We start from the raw sequence: 24,911 nt of genomic DNA on the forward strand, positions 1-24,911 counted from the left end.
AACTATGTTTTATGTCATTACTTTTAAAAAATACCGACACAAAATTATTATTGCAAAATAAAAAACAATAGTTTGACCTAGATGTACTATGACGGGCGTATAATGCAATCAATTAGAGTGTAAATTAGGAATAAATAATGTGGTTTAGCCCAAAAAAAAGAAAACAGGCGTTTGCAAAACAGCTAGTTAGTACACACGAAGCAGCTGCGATTATCGTTAACAACGACAACACTGTTATTGCAGGGAATGACGAGTTTACATCGCTAAGTAAGACACTTAACCAAACTAATGACACTAATACATTAACTTATTTAAATAAACGTTATAATCCAACAAGCAAAACCATTGCTTGTGGAAATAACTTGTTTTTAACCCAACACATTAGCCCGCTTACATTAAAAGAGCTTGATACATGCTCGCTCCATGTATTTAAACCTGAGCCGATAAGAGTGTTAGATGAGCAAGCTTGGCAAACACTTCTGAGTTTAGGTGAAGATATCTATGCAGTCTTCGATGATAACTCAAAGCTTGTTGCGAATAATTTAGATACGTCGAACAGTGCCGACGCTGCACTACTGCCCAAAGAAAACACTAAATTGCTAAACGTTTTACAAGATGCTTTAAATAGCGAACACGGTTCACTGTGTTTATCTGTAAAAGACAATATTTATTATAATCTTGCCCACACTACTTTTAACTTCAATAATACCTTGTTGTCTGCATTTATATTATCAAAACAATCACAAGTTGAAGACTATAAGCAATTTGAACTGTTATCTAAAGTGGTCAGCAATACCAGTACTAGTGTACTTATTACCAATAAAGATGGCTTAGTAGAATATGTTAACCCTGGCTTTGAAGTACTTTCAGGTTATACACTTGCAGAAGTAAAAGGCAAAAAACCAGGCAATTTCTTGCAGGGAGAACAAACAGACAAAGAAACCGTTAAGCGGATTTCAAAAAACCTTAAAAACAAACAACCATTTTATGAAGAAATACTAAATTTTGATAAAAATGGTGTGCCATATTGGATTGTTCTGTCGGTAAACCCAACATTTGATGATAATGGCCAGCACACAGGGTTTGTGGGCGTCAGTTCAGATATTCGCGAAATTAAGCGCCAAGTACTTGAACAAATAAACCAAAAAGATGCAATAAGTAGCCACTCGGCTGTGATTGAGTTTAATGAAGATGGCCAGTTCCTATCTGCCAATGAGTATACCAAAAAGCAATTAAACATATCTGAGGGCTCAAACATAGCGAGTGTGTTTGGTAATTTAAGGGATCATTTAGACGCTTCACGTATTCAAATACTCAACCAAGGCAAGCCGACTGAAGTAATGATGTCATTGACGCATCAAAATGAAGACGTAACGCTAGATTGCATTATTTCTTCTATTACCGATTTAAACGGTAAGGTTTCTAAATACGTTGTATTTGGTAGTAATGTCTCTTCTAGAAACAAATTGGTTACTGGAACGCATCAATCAATGTCAACCGTATTAGGGAAAATTCAAACTACGGTCACCACCATCAATGCCGTGGCAGATCAAACTAATTTACTTGCTCTTAATGCGGCCATTGAAGCTGCGAGAGCTGGTGAAGCTGGACGAGGTTTTGCCGTGGTTGCTGACGAAGTACGTAACCTTGCCAAAACATCAAACGAAGCAGCGGCACAAATTGGACTTTTAATAAATGAAACTCAAACGCACGTTGACGAGCTGGCTTCATTTTTAAAATAATTAAATAGTTTGAAAAAACTTAACAAACTTGCTCAATCAACAAATTAAACTGTTTGTTAGTGAATTATTTTAATCCGGTAGAGTCTCTGTGGCCTGAAGAAATGTGGCTGTTTTTTGTTAAAATTTAAGTGATGTATAAAATAGAAAAAGGCGCTAACGAGCGCCTTTTTTATGTGCTATTAGAGCCCTTGCTCATCTGCCATTTTTTTAACTATTTGTGGTGCTGTCCACAGTGACGGTAGTAACACAAAGGAAACTGGCACCGCGGTCACCACAATAAAGGACTGTAGCGCTGAAATTCCGCCCTCGCCAATTGAGATGAGTAATGCAGCCATTACCCCCATCATAACTCCCCAAAACACACGAATTGATGTTTGCGGATGATCGGTACCGGTCATCACCATAGATACCGAGTACGTCATTGAGTCACCGGTTGTTGCCACAAAAATAGTGGTCAGCACTAAAAATAATACCGACACAACAAACCCCATGGGTAACTGCTCAGTAATGGCTAACAATGCCGCTGGTAAATTAAGCCCTGCGAAAGGTTCTGATATAACACCTGGATTATTTAACTCAAAAAATATGCCTGAGCCACCCACAATGGTAAACCAAAAGCAGGTGATCACTGGCGCAACCACAGAGATGAGTAAAATCATTTCACGGATAGTTCGGCCACGCGATATACGCGCAACAAACATCGCCATTAAAGGGCCATAACCTAAAAACCAGCCCCAAAAGAATACGGTCCACCAGTCTAACCATGGTTTATCGGCACGAAACGTAGCCATAGGTATAAAGTTATCTAAGTACAAGCCAAACGATTGAATGTAGCTATCAATAATAAACGCAGTGGGCCCCATCAGGAATATAAACAACATCAGCACTACAGCCAATACAACATTAAAACGACTTAACAGCTGAATACCTTTAGTAACGCCACTTACCGCTGAAAGTGTGTAAATGCCAATTAAACTAAATAAAATAACTACTTGTGTGGTGTATGTGTCAGGAATGCCAAACAATTTATCTAGGCCAAAACTCACCTGTAAGCCTAAAAAACCAATGGGACCTACAGTGCCAGCAACCACAGCGAGTACACAACATGCATCAACAATTGTACCAAGCGCCCCTTTCATAACACGATCGCCAAATACGGGATAAAGCAAAGTACGAGGTTTAAGCGGTAAGCCTTTTTCGTAATGAAGATGCATATAAACAATGCCCGTTAAGCTGCCTAATATAGCCCAGGCTAAAAATCCCCAGTGCATAAAGCTTTGTGCAAGTGCGTTGTAGGCGGCATCGTTAGTGCCTGTTTCACCACCAAATAGCGGTGGCGGAGAAATAAAATGTGCCATTGGCTCTGCTGCGGCCCAAAATACGCCGCCACCAGCAAGCAAAGTACACATAATAATACTTATCCACTTAAAGGTAGAAATTTCAGGGGTTTTTAAGCCACCCAGTACCACTGAGCCAGTGCGGCCGATAGCTAAGAAAATGCCAATCACAAAGGTTAATAAAAGTAGGACTTGCCAAAAGGCGCCAAATATTTTGGTTGAGAAGGCAAAGGCCGTATTTATCCAATCAGACATCAGTTTAATGTCGTAAAGTGCCAGCGCGGCAAATAAAACTAATATACCGCCACTGATTAAAAATACGGGTATATCAACCCCATCCAGAAACTTAACTCGGGAAGAATGTGTTTCACCCGACTTTAAAGTTGCTTTAGTGGTATTCATTTATCGCTCCTAATGGTTCTTTAAAGTTACCGACATAGCGACACACCATGACATCACACTAAACCCTAGTTTCAACAAACGACAAAGCAACTCAAAAGCGAGTTTTAAGTACTTGTCATGTTCACGTCTAGGTAATGTCACAACAAGTAGACTTATTGCCAATTCCTTACTAGTTTAACGCGTTAAAAACGCTAAACCAATGCCTCAGGAATGATTTGTGTAGTAGTTACACAATAATAAAAGATAAATTACATCACGGTATCAAACAAACAAAAAATATACATTTTTGCTTTAGCAAAAGCGCGGTACGTTATTAAACGTTGCTGCGCAGTGGGTACGCAAACAACGCGGCTTATCGATTAGGGCAACTAAACCTGTCGCTCTGTTAGTGATAAATACAGGGTTATTGATGCTGTTTATGCCATGTTAAATAGTTGCTGTGGGTTAATGGTTTTGCAAATAAATAACCTTGCACTGCATTCACGCCCATCGACTTTAATATTGTTAGTTGCTCAGCACTTTCGACCCCTTCGGCCACAATGTTAATATTTAAGCTATGACCTAAGCCAATAATAGATTGCACAATACTTTGACCCGATGCGCTATTGAGCACTTTATCAATAAAGCTTTTATCAATTTTTAACTCATCAATAGGAAACACGCTTAAATGTTTTAAACACGAGTAGCCCGTACCAAAGTCATCAATTGAAAACACAAATCCCTGCGATTTTAATTCTTCCATTTGCTTTACGGTCCCCATCAAGTCACCCGCTAACATTGATTCAGTGATCTCTAATTTAATTCGAGTTGGCGAGACGTCAAACGCTTCAATTGCTTTAAATAGCTCACCTTTTAAAGTGGAAGAATTAAACTGACACTGGCTAATGTTAATTGATACGCTAAAACTGTCATCGAGTAAGTTATTATCTCGAAGTGTTTCAAGTAAAATACAAATATCTCTTAATACAATATTTTGTAACTTTTGAATTAAGCCAAATTGCTCGGCAATTGGAATAAATGCATTAGGGGGGATAAGTCCTTTGGTTGGATGATTCCACCTTATTAATGCCTCAGCACCCACAAGGGTTCCATCAATTGCTAATTGTGGCTGAAAATAAGCACAAAACTCATCGCACGCGATAGCCCTAACAATGTCAGTTTCAAGCTCAGTTTGATTTTCCAGTAAGGTTTGCAGTGCGGGGTCGTAAAAGCTACTACTATTACCGCCTTTCATTTTAGAGCGATACATAGCGGTATCTGCAAATTTTAAAATATTAGCGGTTATGGCATTGCTCGTGTTAATCAAACAAATACCAATACTACAACTGACCTGAAACGCTAAATCGCCCACTTCAAATTTTTCATAAAAGACACTTTGTACTTTTTTAGCAATCAACTCAGATTCACTATTAGCTTGCATGTGGCTATCACCGACATGCTCGATAAGAATAATAAATTCATCACCACCGACTCGTGCGAGGGTATCTGCCGGGTTCAAAATAGCTGTTAATCGTTGTGATAACTCAACCAGTATTTCATCGCCTGCATTATGACCTAGTGAGTCATTTATGCGTTTAAAATTATCTAAATCTAAAAATAAGAGTGCGCCAGAATGATGAGACTGCTTAATTCGCTCCACATACATACTGAGCCTATCATTGAGCATTCTGCGATTAGGAAGGTTAGTGAGCGGATCGAAAAATGCTAACCGTTGTACTTCTTCTTCGGCAGCTTTGCGATTAGAGATATCTCTGGCCATCCACACCACATGTCTCAGTGACGGGTTATTAGGCTGGTAACTTTCAAGGGGAGCTGTTCGCCCTTCAAATGTAAGCTGCTTACCTTTTATATTGAGCTGATATTCAAACACTTGAACTTCATTAGTTTGCAACGTTTTGTCAATCACCGCCAGAATAGGATTTGCATCTTCAGGAGGCATAATATCTCTGACATTTTGATTAATAACGTGCTCTTGGCTTAAATATAAACTTTCATTAGCTGTGCCGTAAACATTGGTATACTCCCCCTCTTCACTCAAAATGAGGGTTAGATCAGGAAGCACTTTTGTAAAGGCTTTAAACTTTTCATTACTTTGCTGTAATTCAAAAAGCAACGCGTTTAATCTTAGTGACTCGGTGTGCTTTTCAAGAGCAATACTGGTGAAATCAACAAAAAAATCTATTAATTCTAAATCTTGTGGTGTCGGTGACTTTGCGCTGTCATGATAAATTGCAAAAGTGCCTAATATGTCTGATTTTGTTGAAATAATGGGGGTAGACCAACATGACCTTAAACCATAACTTAACGCCAATGCTCTATAATCATCCCATAATGGCGATGTTGAAATATCTGCGGCTATAATGCGTTTTTTTTCATAGGCTGCAGTACCGCATGAACCGACAGTTGGCCCTATTTTCACACCATTAATTGCTTGGCAATAACCCTGTGCAATATTAGGAGCCGCGCTATGAAATAGCTGCTCTCCTTTGAGCGTTAATATAGAGCACTTTGCAGAAGAGTCTTCAATAAGCTCCTCAATAGATAAACAAATATTTTCCAGTACCTCATCAAGTGGCGCACCGAGTGCTATTTTCGATAATATACTTTGTTGCTGATAAAGCAGCTTTCTGACTCTCATTATTTCAATCAAATTATATTCCTCAACAATCACTAACGCTAAATGCGTCGCTCTATTTTAGGGCCTGTTTATAATAATTTATTATAGTCTTTTGACTATACATAATATTGAAATCAGCATCTATGCTATTTTCGTCTATTTCACGAGCGTTTGCCATTCAATACAAGGTGGCGATTTGAAATGTACTTATCAACAAATCATTTATTTACATACCATCTGTAAATACCCTTTATTAAATACTTTGTTACTTAAAAGTACTGTTTAAAATCATCAAGCTATTTATAATAGCTAAAACATAAATAATCGATGAGGTTAGTGTGCAAATAACACAAGGTATGGAATATTTTTTTTCAGGGTTTAAGTTAATTAGTCAAAAAGGGCTAAAACGCTTTGTACTTATACCCCTACTTATTAATATTTTATTATTTGGTAGCTCCTTATTCTTTTTATTTGGCTGGCTGAGTGATGGCTTTAATGCCGTAAACGCCATGCTCCCAGAATGGCTAAGTTGGCTCGAATGGTTAATGTGGCCAATTGCTGTGCTGGTGGTGCTGTTTAGTTACAGTATGTTATTTACCGTTATTACTAACTTTATCGCCGCACCTTTCAATGGCTTACTAAGTGAAAAGGTAGAGCTTTACTTAACTGGTCAAAAAATTAACGACGACGGATTAGCTGATTTACTAAAAGATGTTCCGCGAATGCTGGGCCGGGAATGGACTAAGCTTTGCTACTACCTCCCACGCGCTATCGGCTTTTTTATTTTATTGTGGGTACTACCTGTAATAGGCCAAGTGCTATGGGTGCTTTTTACCTGCTGGATGTATGCGGTGCAATATAAAGATTATGCTTTTGATAATCACAAAATTAGCTTTACACAAATGAAAAATGACTTAAAAAGCAAACAAGGGTTATCTTATGGGTTTGGCTTTGCCGTGATGCTGCTAACCGCTATCCCATTTGTAAATTTAATTGTTATGCCTGTGGCGGTATGTGGTGCCACACGATTATGGGTTGAAAATTACCGACCACAATACCGTAGTTAAAATAAAAAATGGGCCACTTGGCCCATTTTTTATACTCGCTAATAGATTAACTATATAAGCTCTGTGGCACTTTAGTGACATTTAAGTGCACCGTTATTTCTTCACGATCATGGTATAAATGCTTAGCTTGAAGTTCATAGCTTATGCCGTACTTCGCCATTTCTTCTCTGATCATTTTTAAACATTCATACACACTATCAAAGCGTTTTTTCATCGGTAATTTCAGATTAAAAATAAGCTCTTTTGCATAAGCATTTACTGCCCAGTCAATCATCAAGTTAGTCACTTTAGTTGGCTTTTCTACCATATCGCAAACCAACCAAGTGATGTTTCTTTTTTCTGGACGGTATTTAAAACCATCTTCTCTAAAATGCTTTACCTGACCCGTTTCCATTAAACTTTCGTTCATTGGGCCGTTATCTATCGCGCTAACAAACATACCACGGCGAACTAACTGATAAGTCCAGCCACCTGGGCATGCACCTAAATCAACGCTGCGCATCCCAGCTTGTACGCGTGACTCACGCTGTTGCTCAGGAATAAACACATTAAACGCTTCATCTAACTTAAGCGTTGAACGACTTGGGCCATCGCTTGGCATACGTAAACGTAAGATCCCCATAAAAAAAGGAGAGTTGTTATAACTATATGAGTAACCCACATACGCAGTATTATTAGCTAAAAACAGCACATGCATTACTGGGCGATTTGCTTTTGGTTCACGCAATACAGTGTTTTGTTTCTCGAGGGCTTTTTTAAGCGGGGTCGATATTTTTTTACAAAAAGTCAGTAACTCTTTGCCCTCGTTGGTATCGGGTGTTTCTACTCGTAGTTCAGAGCATAAAGTAAAATCTTTTGCAGCATCTACAATAGCGCCTACTCTATCTTCTACGGGCATATTTTCAATTAGGTTACCGGCAAACCATTGGCGTGCAAACACCATATTTTTAAAATCAACTTTTTTGATTATTTCGTCGCTGTGCTGCGCTTCAAAACATTCATAAATAACATAACCGGTATTTGGTTTTGCTTTTACATACCCACCAAATCCTTGTTCGGCAGCGTGAAACGTTATTTCAGCAGCGGCATCGTTTTCAAAACCACTACGACAGTAAATCACAACACTAGACATATTAACCCTTAAACTCTTTAAAACTTAAATCGTGCAACTTGCACTAAAATAACTATCCAACCAATAATAAAGCACAGCCCACCCAATGGGGTAATTGGGCCCAGCCACTTTAAGCCGGTTAAAGCCAGTAAATATAAGCTGCCACTAAATAACAGTGTACCCGCTATAAAAAAACCACCTGCCATGCTTAAGTTAATGCCCCACTTTATTAAGATTGCCACTGCAATCAGTGCCAGCCCATGTACCATTTGATACTCGGCGGCGGTTTTAAAAATACCAATAGCGTAATCTGATAAGCGACTTTTTAAACCATGGGCAGCAAATGCGCCCAGTATCACTGAAAGCATACAAAAAAAGCTGCCTGCTAATAAAAATAGTTTAACCATGTTTATCCTCTTTTAAATTTTCAAGCGTATTCTTTATAAAGCTTGCTGCTTGCATAGCTGCAGCATTCAGGTTTTGTTGCTCAGTCACGCCACTTTTTTTACGCGGTTTTAATGAATGATCCCCATCAGTCAGCCATATATACTGCGGCTGTTTTGGCATTGCCATTGTGGCAAGCTCTTCACGGGTGCCAAAGGTGTCTCGTTCACCTTGTAGTACTAAAAAAGGACATGGTATGTCTGCAAAGTGATCTGTACGCAGTTTTTCTGGCTTGCCCGGTGGATGAAACGGATAACCAAACGCAAGTACACCTAAAACAGCATGCGAGGTTGAGCAAGCAAGCATAGACGCCATGCGCCCGCCCATTGATTTACCCCCTATAAATAGCGGTAAATTTGCATCAGCTTGAGTAAGTATATGATCAAAATATGTAAGTAATTTGGGTGCTCGCTCTGGTGGGCGACGTTTATTGGTTTGTTTAGCAATTTGCATGTATTCAAAATCAAACAGCCCAACGTCAATACCATACTCACTGAGCTGTTTGGCCATGGTTTGCATAAACTCAGAATCACTGCCAGCCCCTGCACCATGCGCAAATATAAACTGTGCGATTGCAGGTTGCTGACTGCTTTTAACCCATTCAATGCTCATTAATATTCTTGCTCCTGCTCAACTAGGCTTAACATCCAATCTTTAAATGACACAATTTTACCTAATTCATTTTGCGACTCACGGATCACCAAATAATAGGCGTTTTTGCTTTCTAAACTGTGATTAAACGGGATCACTAATCGACCTGCATCAATATCTGGTTTTGCTAAAACACTATTACCTATTGCAACACCTTGGCCATGTACCGCAGCTTGCAGCACCATAGATGAATGACTAAAAATAGGCCCTTGGTTAACTTGTACGTTGCGAACACCCGCGGTTTTCATCCAGGTTTTCCAGTTTTTACGGGTGGTGTCATGTAGCAAGGTATGGTTTGCTAAATCACTTGGTTGATTAAGCGCTCTAGGGCCACTTAACAATAATGGACTACACAGTGGCACTAAGTATTCAGTGTGCAATTTATAAGCTTGTACGCCACTCCAATGACCGCGACCATAATAAATTGAAATATCAACATCGTCTGTTAACGAGTTTTCGTCCTGATCTTGGGCTTTAATTCGCACATCAATTTCTGGGTGTAACTCGTTAAATAAGCTCAATCGAGGAATAAGCCATTGAATCGCAAAGCTCGGGGTTAAACTCACTGTTAGCGAGCCTTTTGCACCACGGGCTAGTAGCTTTTCGGTTGCGTCAATTAGCTGAGTAAAAATCTCTTTAATATCTAAAAAGTAGCCTTGACCTTCTTCGGTTAGAAGTAACGAGCGATTTTTACGCAAAAACAACTTTAACCCTAAGTGCTCTTCGAGGGTTTTAATTTGATGACTTACCGCAGCCTGCGTCACATACAACTCTTCTGCGGCTTTAGTAAAGCTTAAATGACGTGCTGCAGCTTCAAAAGCTTTTAGCGCGTTTAATGGAGGAACTCGTCTTGACATGGCAACCAAGCTTAGAATTAGTTTTTCTTATGCGGTGAATTATATACCTATGCTGGGAAAGAGTATATTCAAGCCACAAAAAAAGCGACCTAAGTCGCTTTTTTATGAGTTAATCACTCTTTTATAAATCGCTAGCACTGGTATCAAGCGGAGCAAAGCTTTTGATTAAATCATCAACCGCTTTCATTTGCGATAAGTACCCTTCTAACTTGCTCAATGCTAATGCACAGGGGCCATCACATTTTGCTTCATTTGGATTGGGGTGCGCTTCAATAAATAAGCCTGCGATACCAAGAGCCATGCCGCTACGAGCAAGTTCGGCAGCTTGGGCACGACGACCATCGGCTGAATCAGCTCGACCGCCAGGACGTTGTAGCGCATGAGTAGCGTCAAATATAACGGGAGCCATGGTTTTCATATCATCCATACCTAGCATATCAACCACTAGGTTATTATAGCCAAAGCTTGAACCACGTTCACATAAGGCCACATTATTATTTCCGGCTTCATTAAATTTAGTAATGATATGACGCATTTCATGCGGAGCTAAAAACTGTGGCTTTTTCACATTAATAATCGCGCCTGTTTTAGCCATTGCAACCACCAAGTCTGTTTGACGAGCCAAAAACGCCGGTAGCTGAATAACATCAACAACCTCTGCAACCGGTGCTGCTTGATGAGGTTCATGTACATCGGTGATCAGCGGAATATTAAAGGTATTTTTAATCTCTTCAAATATCTTTAAGCCTTCTTCCATGCCTGGACCACGGTAAGAATTGATGGACGAGCGATTGGCTTTATCAAATGACGCCTTAAATACATAAGGAATATTTAATTTAGTGGTCACTTCAACATAATGCTCGGCAATACGCATCGCTAAGTCGCGTGATTCAAGCACATTCATGCCACCAAATAAAACAAAAGGTTTATTATTTGCCAGTTCTATTTCATTGATATTAATAACTTGGTTGTTCATTTTAATTCCTTATGGTGCAACTGCTTGCATCATTAATCCACAAATATACGCCATATATGTACCTACACCATAGCCAAGTACAGCTAATAATACGCCGACCGGTGCCAGTGACGGATGAAACGCAGCGGCCACAACAGGGGCAGACGCTGCGCCACCTACATTGGCCTGTGAGCCAACAGCCATATAAAATAACGGCGCTTTAATTAATTTAGCCACAATGAGCATTAAGCTTGCGTGAGTTAACATCCAAATTGCACCAATAACAAAATACATCGGTGAATCAAAAATCGCCATTACATTCATATGCAGGCCAATCGATGCCACTAAAATATACAAAAAGGCTGACGCCACTTTCGATGAACCAAACGCCTCAATATGGCGTACTTTGGTAAACGATAAGCAAATACCTATCGTCGTTGATATAACAATAAGCCAAAAGAACTTACTGTTTAAACTGTATTCTTTTGCCCACGCATAATTATTGGCAAAGAAGGGCCCTAAAATATCTGCACAAAAGTGCGCTAAACCGGTAATACCAAAGGCAATAGCAATAATCATCATGTAATCATTTAGCGTTGGCATACGCGCATGCTCTGCATGGTATTTTTCAACACGTTGCTTTAAGTCTTCAATTGCAGTGGTATCTGCACCGGCTTTAGCGTCAATCGCTTTATGATTAGCTGCCATTAATAATAATACTGCCATCCATAAATTAGCCACTATCACATCCACGGTGACCATGGCTGAGAAAATATCGCCACCCACTTCAAACATTTCTTTCATAGATGCTTGGTTTGCACCGCCACCAATCCAGCTCCCTGCAATGGTTGTCATACCACGCCAAACAGCGTCAGGGCCATGTCCACCTACCGCTTCTGGATAAACAGCACTCATTATTAAAATAGCTAATGGGCCACCAATCACAATACCTACGGTGCCGGTTAAAAACATAATTAATGCTTTAGGACCTAAATTAATAATCGCTTTTAAATCAATACTGATGGTAAGCAAAATTAAACACGCTGGCAGTAAATATCGCGAAGCGACGTAATATACGTTAGATTGAGAACCATCAACAATACCAAAGGTATTTAACAATGACGGCAAAAAATAACACAGCAATAATGCCGGTACATATTTATAAAATGCCACAAGACCTGGGCGTTGACTATTTGAGGTTTTGAAAATAAACCCTAAAATAATCGCCAATAAACCAAGTACAACGGCATCATTGGTAATTAATGCAGTTTGGGGATCAGCCATAACATTTCCTATTTTTTATTCTTAGTGGTGAGTTTTATGATTGTCTTCAAGTTCTTCAATTTGATGTAGAATGATTTCAATAGCAGGATCATCAGGACATTCATCAACAAAAAACTGTAAATCATCTCGTGCCATTTTAGGGCAGCCAAGCTGATTTAGTAAATAACCTCTGTCGCGTCGCTCATAGGGATCATCACCTAACATTTCCATTAATAAATCGACGCAAGTTAATGCATGACCAAATTTATTTTCACTAATGAAAGACCATTTTTGCTGCGCTAAAAATAATTTATACACTTCGTCTTCAAAAATAAGCTCTAAAGGCTCTTGTTCTTGAGGGTTTTCTTCATCAATATTTTCAGGAATGATGTACCAACTTTGTTGGCCACTGCTAGGGTCGACAAGATAACCCTCTTCATCACTCATTGCGACGTGAATGCCCACTTCGCCTTGAGTTATGCTTACACTGGCATCGAGTTTAGCATGCTGTAAAAAGTGGCATAACAAAATAGCTAAGGTTGTCGGTGTGCCACTGCGCATAGACAAGGTGTAGCTGATGCTATTTAACTTATACTCAGGAACTTTCAAGCTTGATGCACTAAATAGCCACTCACTATAAAAGCTATCAAGTAGTTTATCTAGGCGATCGTGTTCGTCCGGCATCTGCTGACAAATAGACTCTATTTGCTGCTCAAACGCAGTGAGTATTTCAAGACTTGGTGTTAAGTCTATTTGAGGGTCCCATTTAGCTTCCGCTTTGATACAACGATATATAGCCGGCGGCAAAAAATCATCGTAAGCATCTTCTATATAAGATTCATCGTGTTCATCAAACCCGAGGGTGGTCATTCATACTACAACATTCTAGAAAACGAACACGTAGTTTACCTAATTTTAAAGCTAGATACCAATAATCAGAAATGAATTGAAGAGGTAAGCTTTACACCTTTGGTGTGCAAAGCTTAAATAGGCATTGTTAATTATAACAACAGCGGTGCTTTCGCTGTTGCTAAGTAACCAATAGCTAAAATAACAGCGGTGTTAAGTACTAAAAATACGACTTTTGGAACGGTTGTCGTTTGTTTAGCGCTAATAATACCCACAACAATATAAACGATAACTAGAATAATTTTTTCTAATAACCAAAGTTGCTCTAATGGGTTTATTTTAGCCATTGCCATTAAGCCGATGGCTGAGACAATTAATAAAGTGTCTATACTGTGGCTACCAATAAAAACCAATTTATTTTTGGCAAGGCTGCCACTGCCCATACGAGAAAAAGAACGTACGTAAAATAAAATAATACTCACTAGCGCAATGGCCATGTGTGAGTGTTTTAATGCTAAATAATCCATGTGTATTGTTACTTCTGTTTAGTTATGTGTTTTGTCAGGAAAGCGTAAAAGTACCGCTTCGAGGTCTTCAAGTTTATCATTAAATACATCAACAAGTTTAGGATCAAAATGCGTTCCTTTATTTGCGTTGATCTCCGCAACCGCTTCTTCAAGTGTCCACGCACCTTTATAACAACGTTTATGGCGCAGTGCATCATACACATCAGCCAATGCCACTATTCTGGCAAAAATATCAATACGCTCCCCCTTTAATCCACTAGGGTAACCAGAACCATCCCACTTTTCGTGGTGCTGCTGTGCAATTAAGGCCCCTGCGCTGACTATTTTACGCGGTGAATCTTTCAAAATAGCATAGCCTTTTCCAGCATGAGTTTTCATAACTTCCCACTCTTCGCTATTTAACTTGCCAGGCTTATTTAAAATTGCATCCGGAATACCTATTTTACCCACATCATGTAAAGGCGATGCAAAACGAATTAAATTCGCTTGCTCTTCAGATAACCCGTAGGCTAATGCTAATTCATAGCAAATATAAGCAACCCGTTTTACATGATTACCCGTTTCGCACGAGCGCTGTTCAACGGCTTCACTTAAACGATAAACAAGCTCTTGTTGTGTGGCTTCAACTTCAGTATGTAACTGCACATTTTCAAATGCCAACTGCACATTTTGAGAAAAGATTTCAATTAGGTTTCGTTGTGTATCTGTCAACTTTGACGGCACACCTGATACAAACAACATTGAATTATGGTTAAATTTACTGCTGCAATAAGCAAACAAATAATCATCTCTGTACACAATTGCTTTGTTAGCAAGGGCCTCTTGGCACGCTAACAGTTGGTCTTCTGCTAGTACGGTTTCTAACTCTTCTCCCTCGCGCTTAGCAAAATCGCCGGTACCAGAGCAAACAATCAGTTTTTTATTCATCTCCTCTGACGGATTTTGTGCAACTAAGGTGGTGGCATACATGGCTTCATCAGCAACGTTTAGTAAAGAAGTAAGCTGCTGCATCACGCCTTCAATAAAGTTATCCATTGAATGGGTTGCAAAAATATTGCGCGAAGCGGTGATTATTTTTTCTAGCCCTTCACGCGATTGCTCAATCGAAATAATATCGCGGTACGAGCGAAGACTTGCCATCATAACGGTGAATAGTTTTTGTGCGGTAAGTTCTGTTTTAGATTTATAGTCATTAATATCGTAATTTACGATTACTTGGCGCTCGGGTGCTTGGCCTGGCTGCCCGGTTCGTAGAATAATGCGAATATAATTATTTTTAACGGTATCACGAATGTATTTTGCTACTTGCAAACCCGCATCGTCTGTTTCCATAACAACATCGAGTAGGATGATGGCCGCATCAGGATGATCATCAATCAACTTTTTCGCTTCTGCGCCTGAATAAGCACTAATAAACTCCAAACGTCTATCTTGAAACTTAAAATCACTCAACGCTAAACGCGTAACAGCATGAACCTCGGGTTCATCATCAACAATTAGAACTTTCCATGTTCCTTGCTCTTCACTTACTACTTCAGGTGGTTGTTCATTTGAAAATAAAAAATCTTCCATCACAAAGAGTTCCTTAAAACATATGCAAACAAACAACGGGGCTATTTTTAATAAGTTAAGGCCATTGTCCGAAAGTTACGCGGTCGTTATTACCAAGATCTTTCACTGTGCTTACATTTATAAACGCCATTTGGTTGAATATATGGCGAACAGCTGCACTTTGCTCAAATCCGTGTTCAATTAAAAGATAGCCATTAGAATGTAAATAGTCACGTGATTGTGTAATTATTTGTTTAATATCAGCTAATCCAGCATCATCTGCAACCAATGCAGACAAAGGCTCAAAGCGCACATCACCTTGGTGCAAGTGTTTATCGTTATATTCTATATAGGGGGGATTGGTTACAATTAGATCAAATTTTTTATTATTTAACGCGCTAAACCAATTGCTTTGTTCAACACACACATTATTTATCGCTAATCGTTTTTGATTACGTTTGGCCAGTGCCACCGCATCATCAATACGATCAACGGCAATAATATCCCATGTAGGCATTTCACTACCAAGCGCAAGTGCAATTGCTCCAGTGCCTGTGCCTAAATCGAGCACTTTGGCGTCATTTGGTACATTACATGAAAGCGCAAGCTCAACTAAGGTTTCTGTATCAGGGCGAGGAATGAGTGTTGTTGGATTTACTTCAAGCTGTAAACTCCAAAACTCACGATACCCTGTAATGTGCGAAACAGGCTCGCCGTTTAAACGACGCTCACATGCACGCTCAAACGCTTGTGATTGCTCATCCGTTAATTGTTTTTCTGGCCAAGTAAATAAATAACTACGTGGCTTTTGTAAAATATTAAGCAGTAGTACTTGAGCATCTAACTTTGCGCTATCACTACTTGATGCTAATAAATTAGCACCGGTAGTAATAGCGTTTTCAACAGTGAGGTTCACGATTAATCGTCGCCCATCGCTGCTAATAAGTCGGCCTGATGCTCTTGCATTAGCGGCTCAACCACAGCGCCTAAATCACCGGCTACCACTTCGTTTAAACGATAAAGCGTTAAGTTAATACGGTGATCGGTAATTCGCCCCTGCGGATAGTTGTATGTGCGAATACGCTCAGAACGATCGCCACTGCCCACTAAATTACGACGTTCAGACGCTTCAGCAGCATGACGTTTTTCATCTTCAGCCTGTTGCAAACGCGCCGCCAATACCGACATCGCTTTTGCACGGTTTTTATGTTGAGAACGCTCATCTTGACACTCAACCACAACACCGGTTGGTAAATGAGTAATACGAATGGCAGAGTCGGTTTTATTAACGTGCTGACCACCCGCGCCCGATGCTCTAAAGGTATCAACTTTAATATCGGCGGTATTAATTTCTATGGCCTCTGCTTCTGGCACTTCAGCCATTACAGCAACAGTACATGCTGAGGTATGTACGCGCCCTTGTGACTCAGTTTCTGGGACGCGCTGTACACGATGCACGCCTGATTCAAATTTTAATTGCCCATACACACCTTCACCGCTGATGTTAGCAATTACTTCTTTGTAGCCGCCATGTTCACCTTCGTTGGTCGTCACAACTTCTACTTTCCATTTTTTTGTTTCTGCGTAGCGGCTGTACATTCTAAACAAGTCGCCAGCAAAAATAGCGGCCTCGTCGCCCCCTGTTCCGGCACGAACTTCTAAAAACACGTTGTTATTGTCTTTCGGATCTTTAGGCAACATAAGCACTTGAATGTCGTCTTCTAAAGTCGAAATTTGTGCTTTTGCTTCTTTATATTCTTCTTGTGCCATTTCGCGCATTTCAGGATCTGAATCTTTTAGCATTTCTTCAGCGCTACTCAAGTCTTCTTGTGCTTGCTGGTATGCTAAAAACGTTTTCACCACTTCTTCAAGCTCAGAGTATTCTTTTGAAAGAGTACGAAAGCGGTTTTGATCACTAATGACCGATGGGTCACTTAGTAGCGCTTGAACTTCTTCATAGCGCTCAACTAAGGTTTCTAATTTACGATAAACGGACTCTTTCATTTAACTGTTATTCCTGATCTATACCTAACATTTTTTTCAATTGGTTTAACTGAGCCACTTCACCTTTTTTCGCTGCATCTTGGATGGCACGGGTAGGCGCGTGCATTAAGCGATTGGTTAATTTATTGGCCAGCTCTAAAATTACTTTTTCTGCGTCTTTACCTGTATTTAGCTGACTAAGCGCCCTATCTACAAGTTCTGCTTTTGTTGTTTGTACATCATTACGGTAGTGGCGAATTAAATCCACTGAATCAAGCGAGCGCAACCACATAAAAAACTCTTTGGTGCGCTCACTAATAATAATTTGTGCTTGCTCTGCCGCTTGCTCACGAGCAGCCATGTTTTCACTAACAATGGCTTGTAAGTCATCGACCGAGTACAAGTAGGCGTCGTCGAGTTCACCGACTTGGCTTTCAATATCGCGTGGTACAGCTATATCAATAAACAGCATCGGCTTATAGCGGCGTTGTTTCAGTGCTTGCTCAACTACACCTTTACCAATAATGGGCAAAGTGCTGGCGGTGGAGCTAATCACAATATCAGCTTGATGCAAACGTTCAGGCAATTGTGCCAACGCAATAACATCGGCTGATACTTCATCGGCTAAACTGCGCGCTCTTTCTATTGTTCTGTTGGCAACAGTAATTTTTTGCGGCTCATTTTGGTATAAATGTTTTGCTACCAGCTCTATGGTTTCACCGGCACCAATGAGTAACACCTTGGTTTTATCCAGCTTTCCATAAATATGCTTTGCTAAATTAACTGCCGCAAAGGCAACCGATACTGCACTGGCACCAATGTTGGTTTCGGTACGGACTTCTTTTGCCACCGAAAACGTTTTTTGAAACAAACGGTCAAACGTAACGCCCACCGCATCATGGGTTTTGGCACTATTATAGGCTTGTTTTATTTGCCCTAAAATTTGTGGTTCGCCTAACACCAGCGAGTCAAGCCCACAGGCTACACGCATCAAATGATTTATTGCAGCGCTGTCTTCATGACAGTAGATATTTTTACTCAGTTCATGTTCATCTAAACCATGGAAACTGGCCAACCATTGCAACAATGTTTGGGAATTTTGCTGTGCAAGGCTACAATACACCTCAGTGCGATTACAGGTAGAGACAATAACCGCTTCATTAAAGTCGGCATGGCCACTTAATTGTTGTAGCGCCTCTGAAATTTGCTCAGGCGAAAAGGCCACTTTTTCTCGTAATTCTACGGATGCGGTTTTGTGATTAATACCAAGTGCTATTATGGTCATATCTGCCAAATATTGCTGAGCCCTACTACATAGGCGGCAATTTTATCAAAAATCTCAGGAATATGGAAAGTAAGGAACAACATTTGACTCGACAATATTTGATTTTAACACTGCTATTTGTATTTTTAACCGGCTGCGCAAGTAAAAACAATTACAAAACAGAGCCTTACGAAGACTGGAAGTTGCGCCTTAGCGAACAAAAAACTTGGCAGGTGGAAGGTAAATTAGCGTTTATTAGCCCTGATGAGCGCCAATCTGCTAACTTAAATTGGCAACAAACACAAAATAGTAATCATTTAGTGTTAACCACATTTATTGGCACCCGAATTTTATCGCTCAAACAAACCGCAGTGGGGGCTGAATTAATATTTGATGATCAACAGTTTTTTGATACTAATGCGAGTAAACTTTTACAACGCTTAACGGGGTTTACTTTACCGGTAAATAACGCCGGTCAGTGGTTAAAAGCCACTATTGACGATCAAACCTTAGAAGTCGATCAATTAGGCCGTGCTAAAAGCGTGTTATGGTTTGATGATAATGGTAAAAAGTGGCAAATAAGTTACACAAGTTACGTCCAAAAATACGGTTTTTGGTTACCGAATGCTTTAAGCTTAACCCATGAAAAGATTAAAATTAAAATCAAACTCTATGACTGGCAGTTTAACTAACTATGCATACTCACACTGAATTTTCGCTGATTGCCCCAGCTAAGCTTAATTTATTTTTACACATTAATGGCCGCCGTGATGATGGTTACCATGAATTAGAAACTTTATTTACGTTTTTAGACTATGGTGACGAGCTCCATTTTAAACTAAGCACGGATACTCATATTAGCATTAGCGGCGACACCAATGGCATTGCGCTAACCGACAATTTGATTTACAAAGCGGCGTTATTATTACAAACCCACTGTAAAGTAGATAAGGGAGCAAAAATAAATTTAACTAAACGCTTACCCATGGGGGGAGGTGTTGGAGGCGGTTCATCCGATGCCGCATCAACACTTTTAGCCCTTAATACGCTTTGGAATACAGCCCTATCTTTAGATGAACTGGCTGATTTAGGCCTGAAACTCGGTGCTGATGTGCCTGTGTTCATTAAAGGTAAAAGTGCCATAGCACATGGCATTGGCGAGCAATTAGAGTACCTAGAACTGCCGCCGAAGTGGTATTGTGTTGTCTTCCCAAATCAACATGTCAGCACAGCACAAATATTTACTCACCCTGATTTAAAACGTGATACGCCAAAACTTTCTGGCGACTGGCAACAGCAAATTTTAACCAACGATTGTGAGCCTTTAGTGAAAAAGCTGTGCCCCGAGGTTGAAAAAACCCTGCAGTGGTTGCTAAAATACGCTCCATCAAAGATGACCGGAACAGGTTCATGTTGTTTTGTTGAATTTGCTAGCCAAGTTCAAGCACAAGATGTACTTGCTAACCTCCCCCATACTTGGCAGGGTTTTATCGCATCCAGCGTTAGTACCTCTCCTGCTCATACGGAGTTAGCCGCCATCATTGATAAATGAAGTAACGTACAAGTAATCATAAGTTAACCTACTTTGTTCACTCAATGTAAGTTAGTCCAAAAATTCAGTGCCTGAGGAACCCTACCGTGCCTGACATGAAGCTCTTCGCTGGTAACGCAACACCTGACCTAGCTCAAAAAGTTGCAAAACGTTTATATATTGAATTAGGCGATGCTGTTGTTGGCCGTTTTAGTGACGGTGAGATCAGTGTTCAAATTAATGAAAATGTTCGTGGCTCGGATGTTTTTATCTTGCAATCAACCTGCGCCCCTACTAACGATAACCTGATGGAACTTATCGTTATGGTTGATGCGTTACGCCGTGCATCTGCCGGTCGTATCACTGCTGTTATCCCTTATTTTGGTTATGCTCGTCAAGATCGTCGCGTACGTTCTGCCCGTGTACCAATTACAGCTAAAGTGGTTGCGGATTTCTTATCAAGTGTAGGTGTTGACCGCGTTCTTACGGTTGATTTACACGCTGAGCAAATCCAAGGCTTCTTTGATGTACCAGTGGATAACGTATTTGGTAGCCCTGTACTATTAGAAGATATGAAAAACCGCGACTTTGATGACGTGGTTGTTGTATCACCTGATATTGGTGGCGTGGTGCGTGCCCGTGCAATTGCAAAACTATTAAACGATACCGACTTAGCAATTATCGATAAACGTCGCCCTCAAGCTAACGTTTCTCAAGTAATGCACATTATTGGTGACGTTGAAGGCCGCGATTGTATTATTGTTGATGACATGATTGATACCGGTGGTACATTGTGTAAAGCCGCTGAAGCCCTTAAAGAGCATGGCGCTAAACGTGTATTTGCTTACGCTACTCACCCTATTCTTTCTGGTACAGCTGCAGAAAACTTACGTAACTCTGTGATTGACGAAGTGATTGTAACTGACTCAATTCCACTGTCTGACGAACTAAAAGCGCTTGATATTGTTAAAGTATTAACGCTTGCAGATATGTTAGCAGAGACTATTCGTCGCATTAGCAACGAAGAATCTATCTCGGCAATGTTTGAACACTAAAGTTAAACATTAATGAGTATAAAAGCGCCTTTTGGCGCTTTTTTTGTAAGCGATGTTTATTTTATAAACCCGCAGTGGTATGATAGCGCGCCTTTTGGCTAGGGACCTTGGTCGCAAAGGCCCTAACACTTTTAATTATTGGAGACATCATGTCTAACACAACTTATACTTATGACGCTGAACTTCGCGTAGAAACTGGTACTGGTGCGAGCCGCCGCCTACGTCGCGAAGACAAAGTGCCGGCAATCCTTTATGGAGCTGATAAAGAAGCGGTATCGCTTACTTTTGCTCATAAAGATATGATCAAAGCACAAGAAGACGAAGGCTTTTACACTCACATCCTTACATTAAATGTAGGTGGCGAGAAAGTTGAAGCAATCTTAAAAGATATCCAACGTCACCCTTTCAAGCCTAAGCTTACTCACCTTGATTTCCAACGTGTAGACGCAACTCATAAACTAGTAACTAAGGTTCCTTTACACTTCATCGGTGAAGAGAAAGTAACTAAGTTAGGTGCAACTGTTGTTCACCAGTTAACTGAAGTTGAGATTTCTTGTCTTCCTAAGTCACTTCCAGAATTCATCGAAGTAGACGTATCTGATCTTGTTGCTGGTGATTCAATCCACCTTACAGATCTTGCGTTCCCTAAAGGTGTTCAATCTGTTGAGCTTGGTAAAGGCGAAGGCCACGATCAGTCTATCGTTACTATCAAAGCTAACAAAGCAGCTCCAACTGAAGACGACGCTTCAGACGCTGCAGAATAATATTTAAGGTCTCGCACCTTGAATTCTATTCAAATGCTTGTGGGCCTGGCTAATCCAGGCCCCGAATACGCAAATACACGCCACAACGCAGGTGCTTGGTTCATTCAAGAACTCGCTGCACGCTACAACTGCACGCTAAAAAACGACCCTAAATATCACGGCCTTACTGGCAAAGTGATTATTCAAGGCAAAGAATTCAAATTACTGATCCCCACCACTTACATGAACTTAAGTGGCAAAGCGGTGAGTAGTTTAGCCAATTTTTTTAAAATCCCCGTGGAAGACATACTTGTTGCCCATGATGAATTGGATTTAGACCCGGGCGTTGCTAAATTAAAAAAAGGCGGCGGACATGGCGGTCATAATGGCTTAAAAGACATTATTGCAAAAATGGCAAATCAAAAAGACTTTATGCGCCTACGCATAGGTGTAGGTCATCCAGGACATCGCGAAATGGTCACCGGTTGGGTGCTTGGTAAAGCAGCCAAGGACGATCAAGAAAAAATGGATGCCGCAGTTGATGAAGCAGTTCGTTGTATGGAAATACTTGCTAAAGACGGTGTGTTAAAAGCACAAAACAGACTACATTCGTTTAAACCCTAATTTTTGGGTATACGGTCGCACGTATTAAACGAATCTAAACAAGGTATCTTACTATGGGTTTTAAATGTGGCATCGTTGGCTTGCCTAATGTTGGTAAATCAACACTTTTCAATGCATTGACTAAAGCGGGTATTGAAGCCGCTAACTTTCCTTTTTGTACCATTGAACCTAATACAGGTGTGGTACCGGTGCCAGATCCTCGCCTAGACGAGCTTGCTAAAATTGTTAACCCACAACGTATTCTTACAACCAGTATGGAATTTGTGGATATTGCAGGTTTAGTTAAAGGTGCATCGAAAGGTGAAGGCCTAGGCAATCAGTTTTTAGCAAATATCCGTGAAACAGATGCGATTGGTCATGTAGTTCGTTGTTTTGAAGATGAAAACGTTATTCACGTTGCTGGTACTATCGACCCTGCTGACGATATTGACGTGATCAACACTGAGCTAGTACTTGCTGATATGGACAGTGCCGATAAAGCAATGTTCCGTAATGCAAAAAAAGCAAAAGGTGGCGATAAAGACGCTAAAGAGCAAAATGCGGTACTTGAAAAAGTAAAAGTGCATCTTGATGAAGGCTTAACTTTACGTTCTTTAGCGCTAACAAAAGAAGAAAAAGCAGCCATTGCGCCTATTAACTTCTTAACTATTAAGCCAACTATGTATATTGCTAACGTGGCTGAAGACGGATTTGAAAATAACCCATTGCTAGATCGTGTCCGTGAAATAGCGGCTGCTGAAGATGCGGTTGTTGTGCCTGTGTGTGCAGCTATCGAATCTGAGCTATCTGAGCTTGACGAAGAAGACAAATTAGAGTTTATGGCTGACCTTGGTCTTGAAGAGCCAGGACTTAACCTTGTTATTCGTGGTGGCTATGAGCTACTACATTTGCAAACTTACTTTACTGCGGGTGTAAAAGAAGTACGTGCATGGACTATCCCAGTGGGTGCAACAGCGCCACAAGCAGCGGGTAAAATTCATACCGACTTTGAACGTGGCTTTATCCGCGCACAAACAATTGCTTTTGATGACTTTATTGCATTTAAAGGTGAAAGCGGTGCAAAAGAAGCAGGTAAAATGCGCCAAGAAGGGAAAGAGTACATTGTTAAAGATGGCGATGTAATGAACTTCTTGTTCAACGTATAATTAAACATTGCACCACGTTAAGTGGCTCATTGTTTTTTAAAGGCTCGTTTTTACGGGCCTTTTTATTTTTCAGCCGAATAAAAGTAATAATTAGTCTACCCTTACTATAGGCTTAGAATTGTAAGGCAAAGCCAAAATTACAATACAAAGCTCACAAAGAGTGTTAAAAAAGCAACGTTTTAATTAAAAAGTAGCCGGTTAGCCTATTTTTCCTGCAAACAAACCAACTTAAGTGTTTTTTTGCAAAAAAGGTGTTGACGAATTTGGGGCATATCAGCATAATACGCCCCGCACTCAGCGATGAAGTGTTAACAAAAAAGATGGCTAAGTAGCTCAGCTGGTTAGAGCACATCACTCATAATGATGGGGTCACAGGTTCAAATCCCGTCTTAGCCACCATTTATTTTTTGTTGCTCAATGAAGAGTTTAAAATAACTACCATTTCTTTGATTAATTCAAAGTGATAATGCGGGAGTGGCGGAATTGGTAGACGCGCTGGATTTAGGTTCCAGTATCTTAGGATGTGAGAGTTCAAGTCTCTCCTTCCGCACCATATTCTTGATAAGAATTAAAACTATCAATTGTTATTGTTGGGATATCGCCAAGCGGTAAGGCACCAGGTTTTGATCCTGGCATTCCCAGGTTCAAATCCTGGTATCCCAGCCAACAATGGCTAAGTAGCTCAGCTGGTTAGAGCACATCACTCATAATGATGGGGTCACAGGTTCAAATCCCGTCTTAGCCACCATTTCTTTTTTAGAAGTGGCTCTGCAAGAGTTAAATTGCAGCTCAATGAAGAGTTTAAAATAACTACCATTTCTTTGATTAATTCAAAGTTATAATGCGGGAGTGGCGGAATTGGTAGACGCGCTGGATTTAGGTTCCAGTATCTTAGGATGTGAGAGTTCAAGTCTCTCCTTCCGCACCATATTCTTTGATAAGAATTAAAATTATCAGCAATTTCTTAGTTGGGATATCGCCAAGCGGTAAGGCACCAGGTTTTGATCCTGGCATTCCCAGGTTCAAATCCTGGTATCCCAGCCAACTTCTTCTACCAAAGAACGTTGTATAAGAAAACTCTGTTAAGAGTATAAATATAAGCCTGTATGCGGGAGTGGCGGAATTGGTAGACGCGCTGGATTTAGGTTCCAGTATCTTAGGATGTGAGAGTTCAAGTCTCTCCTTCCGCACCA

The 24,911-nt window shown here is 40.3% G+C and carries 22 protein-coding genes and 7 tRNA genes; 15 read left to right on the forward strand and 14 right to left on the reverse strand.

Annotated elements, in window-relative coordinates; all coding sequences use genetic code 11:
* The first annotated feature begins 137 nt into the window (after positions 1-137).
* Positions 138-1,742, forward strand: coding sequence for a methyl-accepting chemotaxis protein (locus L641_RS0117635; RefSeq protein ID WP_013465313.1), 1,605 nt, complete (start codon positions 138-140; stop codon positions 1,740-1,742).
* A 179-nt stretch (positions 1,743-1,921) separates the two neighbouring features.
* Here L641_RS0117635 and L641_RS0117640 read toward each other — a convergent pair whose 3' ends face one another.
* Together L641_RS0117640 and L641_RS0117645 are read right to left on the reverse strand one after the other, a co-directional pair.
* Positions 1,922-3,481 carry a BCCT family transporter gene (locus L641_RS0117640; protein ID WP_013465314.1) on the reverse strand — a complete coding sequence of 520 codons (1,560 nt, stop codon included), beginning with the start codon at positions 3,479-3,481 and terminating at the stop codon, positions 1,922-1,924.
* A 403-nt stretch (positions 3,482-3,884) separates the two neighbouring features.
* Positions 3,885-6,131 (reverse strand): EAL domain-containing protein, encoded by a 2,247-nt coding sequence (locus L641_RS0117645; RefSeq protein WP_024602650.1) that lies wholly within the window; start codon positions 6,129-6,131, stop codon positions 3,885-3,887.
* A gap of 305 nt (positions 6,132-6,436) precedes the next feature.
* On the opposite strand from L641_RS0117645, the gene cysZ reads away from it, so the two are divergent.
* The gene (gene cysZ, locus L641_RS0117650; protein ID WP_024602651.1) at positions 6,437-7,165 is read left to right on the forward strand and encodes a sulfate transporter CysZ; all 729 of its coding nucleotides are present in this window, start codon (positions 6,437-6,439) and stop codon (positions 7,163-7,165) included.
* Between the two features lie 46 nt (positions 7,166-7,211).
* Here cysZ and rlmM read toward each other — a convergent pair whose 3' ends face one another.
* The 12 genes from rlmM to hemA form a co-directional block, all read right to left on the reverse strand.
* Positions 7,212-8,297 carry a 23S rRNA (cytidine(2498)-2'-O)-methyltransferase RlmM gene (gene rlmM / locus L641_RS0117655; protein WP_024602652.1) on the reverse strand — a complete coding sequence of 362 codons (1,086 nt, stop codon included), beginning with the start codon at positions 8,295-8,297 and terminating at the stop codon, positions 7,212-7,214.
* 17 nt (positions 8,298-8,314) lie between these two features.
* Positions 8,315-8,683 (reverse strand): DUF423 domain-containing protein, encoded by a 369-nt coding sequence (locus tag L641_RS0117660; protein ID WP_024602653.1) that lies wholly within the window; start codon positions 8,681-8,683, stop codon positions 8,315-8,317.
* Positions 8,676-9,332: an alpha/beta family hydrolase gene (locus tag L641_RS0117665; RefSeq protein ID WP_024602654.1), complete on the reverse strand. Its 657-nt coding sequence runs from the start codon at positions 9,330-9,332 to the stop codon at positions 8,676-8,678. Before L641_RS0117665 ends, L641_RS0117660 begins: the two co-directional genes overlap by 8 nt.
* Entirely contained in the window at positions 9,332-10,228 is an 897-nt protein-coding gene (locus L641_RS0117670) for a transcriptional regulator GcvA (RefSeq protein ID WP_008115185.1), read from the reverse strand. The genes L641_RS0117665 and L641_RS0117670 overlap by 1 nt, the downstream gene beginning before the upstream one ends.
* 121 nt (positions 10,229-10,349) lie before the next feature.
* A complete protein-coding gene (kdsA, locus tag L641_RS23415; protein WP_013465322.1) occupies positions 10,350-11,204 on the reverse strand; it encodes a 3-deoxy-8-phosphooctulonate synthase in 855 nt (284 codons plus the stop codon).
* A 9-nt stretch (positions 11,205-11,213) separates the two neighbouring features.
* On the reverse strand, positions 11,214-12,467 hold the full coding sequence (locus L641_RS23420; protein WP_013465323.1) for a DUF819 family protein: 1,254 nt from the start codon (positions 12,465-12,467) through the stop codon (positions 11,214-11,216).
* A gap of 21 nt (positions 12,468-12,488) precedes the next feature.
* A complete protein-coding gene (locus L641_RS0117690) occupies positions 12,489-13,316 on the reverse strand; it encodes a tetratricopeptide repeat protein (RefSeq protein ID WP_013465324.1) in 828 nt (275 codons plus the stop codon).
* Between the two features lie 131 nt (positions 13,317-13,447).
* On the reverse strand, positions 13,448-13,822 hold the full coding sequence (locus L641_RS0117695; protein WP_024602655.1) for a SirB2 family protein: 375 nt from the start codon (positions 13,820-13,822) through the stop codon (positions 13,448-13,450).
* A gap of 18 nt (positions 13,823-13,840) precedes the next feature.
* Complete coding sequence (locus L641_RS0117700; RefSeq protein ID WP_013465326.1) at positions 13,841-15,394, reverse strand: DUF3369 domain-containing protein; 1,554 nt, start codon at positions 15,392-15,394, stop codon at positions 13,841-13,843.
* 55 nt (positions 15,395-15,449) lie between these two features.
* Positions 15,450-16,289, reverse strand: a complete 840-nt coding sequence (prmC, locus tag L641_RS0117705) for a peptide chain release factor N(5)-glutamine methyltransferase (RefSeq protein ID WP_013465327.1) — start codon at positions 16,287-16,289, stop codon at positions 15,450-15,452.
* A 2-nt stretch (positions 16,290-16,291) separates the two neighbouring features.
* Positions 16,292-17,377: a peptide chain release factor 1 gene (prfA, locus tag L641_RS0117710; RefSeq protein WP_008115176.1), complete on the reverse strand. Its 1,086-nt coding sequence runs from the start codon at positions 17,375-17,377 to the stop codon at positions 16,292-16,294.
* A 7-nt stretch (positions 17,378-17,384) separates the two neighbouring features.
* Entirely contained in the window at positions 17,385-18,641 is a 1,257-nt protein-coding gene (gene hemA, locus L641_RS0117715) for a glutamyl-tRNA reductase (RefSeq protein ID WP_024602657.1), read from the reverse strand.
* 83 nt (positions 18,642-18,724) lie between these two features.
* Here hemA and lolB point away from each other — a divergent pair, with 83 nt between their 5' ends.
* The 13 genes from lolB to L641_RS0117790 all read left to right on the forward strand — a co-directional run bounded on the left by lolB (position 18,725) and on the right by L641_RS0117790 (position 24,911).
* Positions 18,725-19,312, forward strand: coding sequence for a lipoprotein insertase outer membrane protein LolB (gene lolB / locus L641_RS0117725; RefSeq protein WP_024602658.1), 588 nt, complete (start codon positions 18,725-18,727; stop codon positions 19,310-19,312).
* A 2-nt stretch (positions 19,313-19,314) separates the two neighbouring features.
* Positions 19,315-20,172, forward strand: a complete 858-nt coding sequence (gene ispE, locus L641_RS0117730; RefSeq protein WP_016900433.1) for a 4-(cytidine 5'-diphospho)-2-C-methyl-D-erythritol kinase — start codon at positions 19,315-19,317, stop codon at positions 20,170-20,172.
* Positions 20,173-20,258: 86 nt separating this feature from the next.
* Entirely contained in the window at positions 20,259-21,206 is a 948-nt protein-coding gene (locus L641_RS0117735; protein WP_008115168.1) for a ribose-phosphate pyrophosphokinase, read from the forward strand.
* A 149-nt stretch (positions 21,207-21,355) separates the two neighbouring features.
* Complete coding sequence (locus tag L641_RS0117745; protein ID WP_013465331.1) at positions 21,356-21,970, forward strand: 50S ribosomal protein L25/general stress protein Ctc; 615 nt, start codon at positions 21,356-21,358, stop codon at positions 21,968-21,970.
* A gap of 18 nt (positions 21,971-21,988) precedes the next feature.
* Entirely contained in the window at positions 21,989-22,573 is a 585-nt protein-coding gene (pth, locus tag L641_RS0117750) for an aminoacyl-tRNA hydrolase (protein WP_016900436.1), read from the forward strand.
* Between the two features lie 53 nt (positions 22,574-22,626).
* Positions 22,627-23,718, forward strand: coding sequence for a redox-regulated ATPase YchF (gene ychF, locus L641_RS0117755; RefSeq protein WP_008467970.1), 1,092 nt, complete (start codon positions 22,627-22,629; stop codon positions 23,716-23,718).
* A gap of 322 nt (positions 23,719-24,040) precedes the next feature.
* Positions 24,041-24,117 (forward strand) — tRNA-Met (locus L641_RS0117760).
* A gap of 69 nt (positions 24,118-24,186) precedes the next feature.
* Positions 24,187-24,271, forward strand: a tRNA-Leu gene (locus L641_RS0117765).
* Positions 24,272-24,309: 38 nt separating this feature from the next.
* Positions 24,310-24,384 (forward strand) — tRNA-Gln (locus L641_RS0117770).
* Positions 24,385-24,389: 5 nt separating this feature from the next.
* Positions 24,390-24,466 (forward strand) — tRNA-Met (locus tag L641_RS0117775).
* Positions 24,467-24,561: 95 nt separating this feature from the next.
* Positions 24,562-24,646 (forward strand) — tRNA-Leu (locus tag L641_RS0117780).
* Between the two features lie 41 nt (positions 24,647-24,687).
* Positions 24,688-24,762, forward strand: a tRNA-Gln gene (locus L641_RS0117785).
* A gap of 64 nt (positions 24,763-24,826) precedes the next feature.
* Positions 24,827-24,911: transfer RNA gene (locus L641_RS0117790), tRNA-Leu, on the forward strand.

The organism is Pseudoalteromonas sp. TB41 (assembly GCF_000497975.1).
Classification (GTDB): domain Bacteria; phylum Pseudomonadota; class Gammaproteobacteria; order Enterobacterales; family Alteromonadaceae; genus Pseudoalteromonas; species Pseudoalteromonas tetraodonis.

Bases quoted from the DNA above. Each gene is read 5' to 3' on its own strand.
- L641_RS0117635 (WP_013465313.1), top strand. From the start codon at position 138: ATGTGGTTTAGCCCAAAAAAAAGAAAACAGGCGTTTGCAAAACAGCTA.
- L641_RS0117640 (WP_013465314.1), bottom strand. From the start codon at position 3,481: ATGAATACCACTAAAGCAACTTTAAAGTCGGGTGAAACACATTCTTCC.
- rlmM (WP_024602652.1), bottom strand. From the start codon at position 8,297: ATGTCTAGTGTTGTGATTTACTGTCGTAGTGGTTTTGAAAACGATGCC.
- L641_RS0117660 (WP_024602653.1), bottom strand. From the start codon at position 8,683: ATGGTTAAACTATTTTTATTAGCAGGCAGCTTTTTTTGTATGCTTTCA.
- L641_RS0117665 (WP_024602654.1), bottom strand. From the start codon at position 9,332: ATGAGCATTGAATGGGTTAAAAGCAGTCAGCAACCTGCAATCGCACAG.
- L641_RS0117670 (WP_008115185.1), bottom strand. From the start codon at position 10,228: ATGTCAAGACGAGTTCCTCCATTAAACGCGCTAAAAGCTTTTGAAGCT.
- kdsA (WP_013465322.1), bottom strand. From the start codon at position 11,204: ATGAACAACCAAGTTATTAATATCAATGAAATAGAACTGGCAAATAAT.
- L641_RS23420 (WP_013465323.1), bottom strand. From the start codon at position 12,467: ATGGCTGATCCCCAAACTGCATTAATTACCAATGATGCCGTTGTACTT.
- L641_RS0117690 (WP_013465324.1), bottom strand. From the start codon at position 13,316: ATGACCACCCTCGGGTTTGATGAACACGATGAATCTTATATAGAAGAT.
- L641_RS0117695 (WP_024602655.1), bottom strand. From the start codon at position 13,822: ATGGATTATTTAGCATTAAAACACTCACACATGGCCATTGCGCTAGTG.
- L641_RS0117700 (WP_013465326.1), bottom strand. From the start codon at position 15,394: ATGGAAGATTTTTTATTTTCAAATGAACAACCACCTGAAGTAGTAAGT.
- prfA (WP_008115176.1), bottom strand. From the start codon at position 17,377: ATGAAAGAGTCCGTTTATCGTAAATTAGAAACCTTAGTTGAGCGCTAT.
- hemA (WP_024602657.1), bottom strand. From the start codon at position 18,641: ATGACCATAATAGCACTTGGTATTAATCACAAAACCGCATCCGTAGAA.
- ispE (WP_016900433.1), top strand. From the start codon at position 19,315: ATGCATACTCACACTGAATTTTCGCTGATTGCCCCAGCTAAGCTTAAT.
- L641_RS0117745 (WP_013465331.1), top strand. From the start codon at position 21,356: ATGTCTAACACAACTTATACTTATGACGCTGAACTTCGCGTAGAAACT.
- ychF (WP_008467970.1), top strand. From the start codon at position 22,627: ATGGGTTTTAAATGTGGCATCGTTGGCTTGCCTAATGTTGGTAAATCA.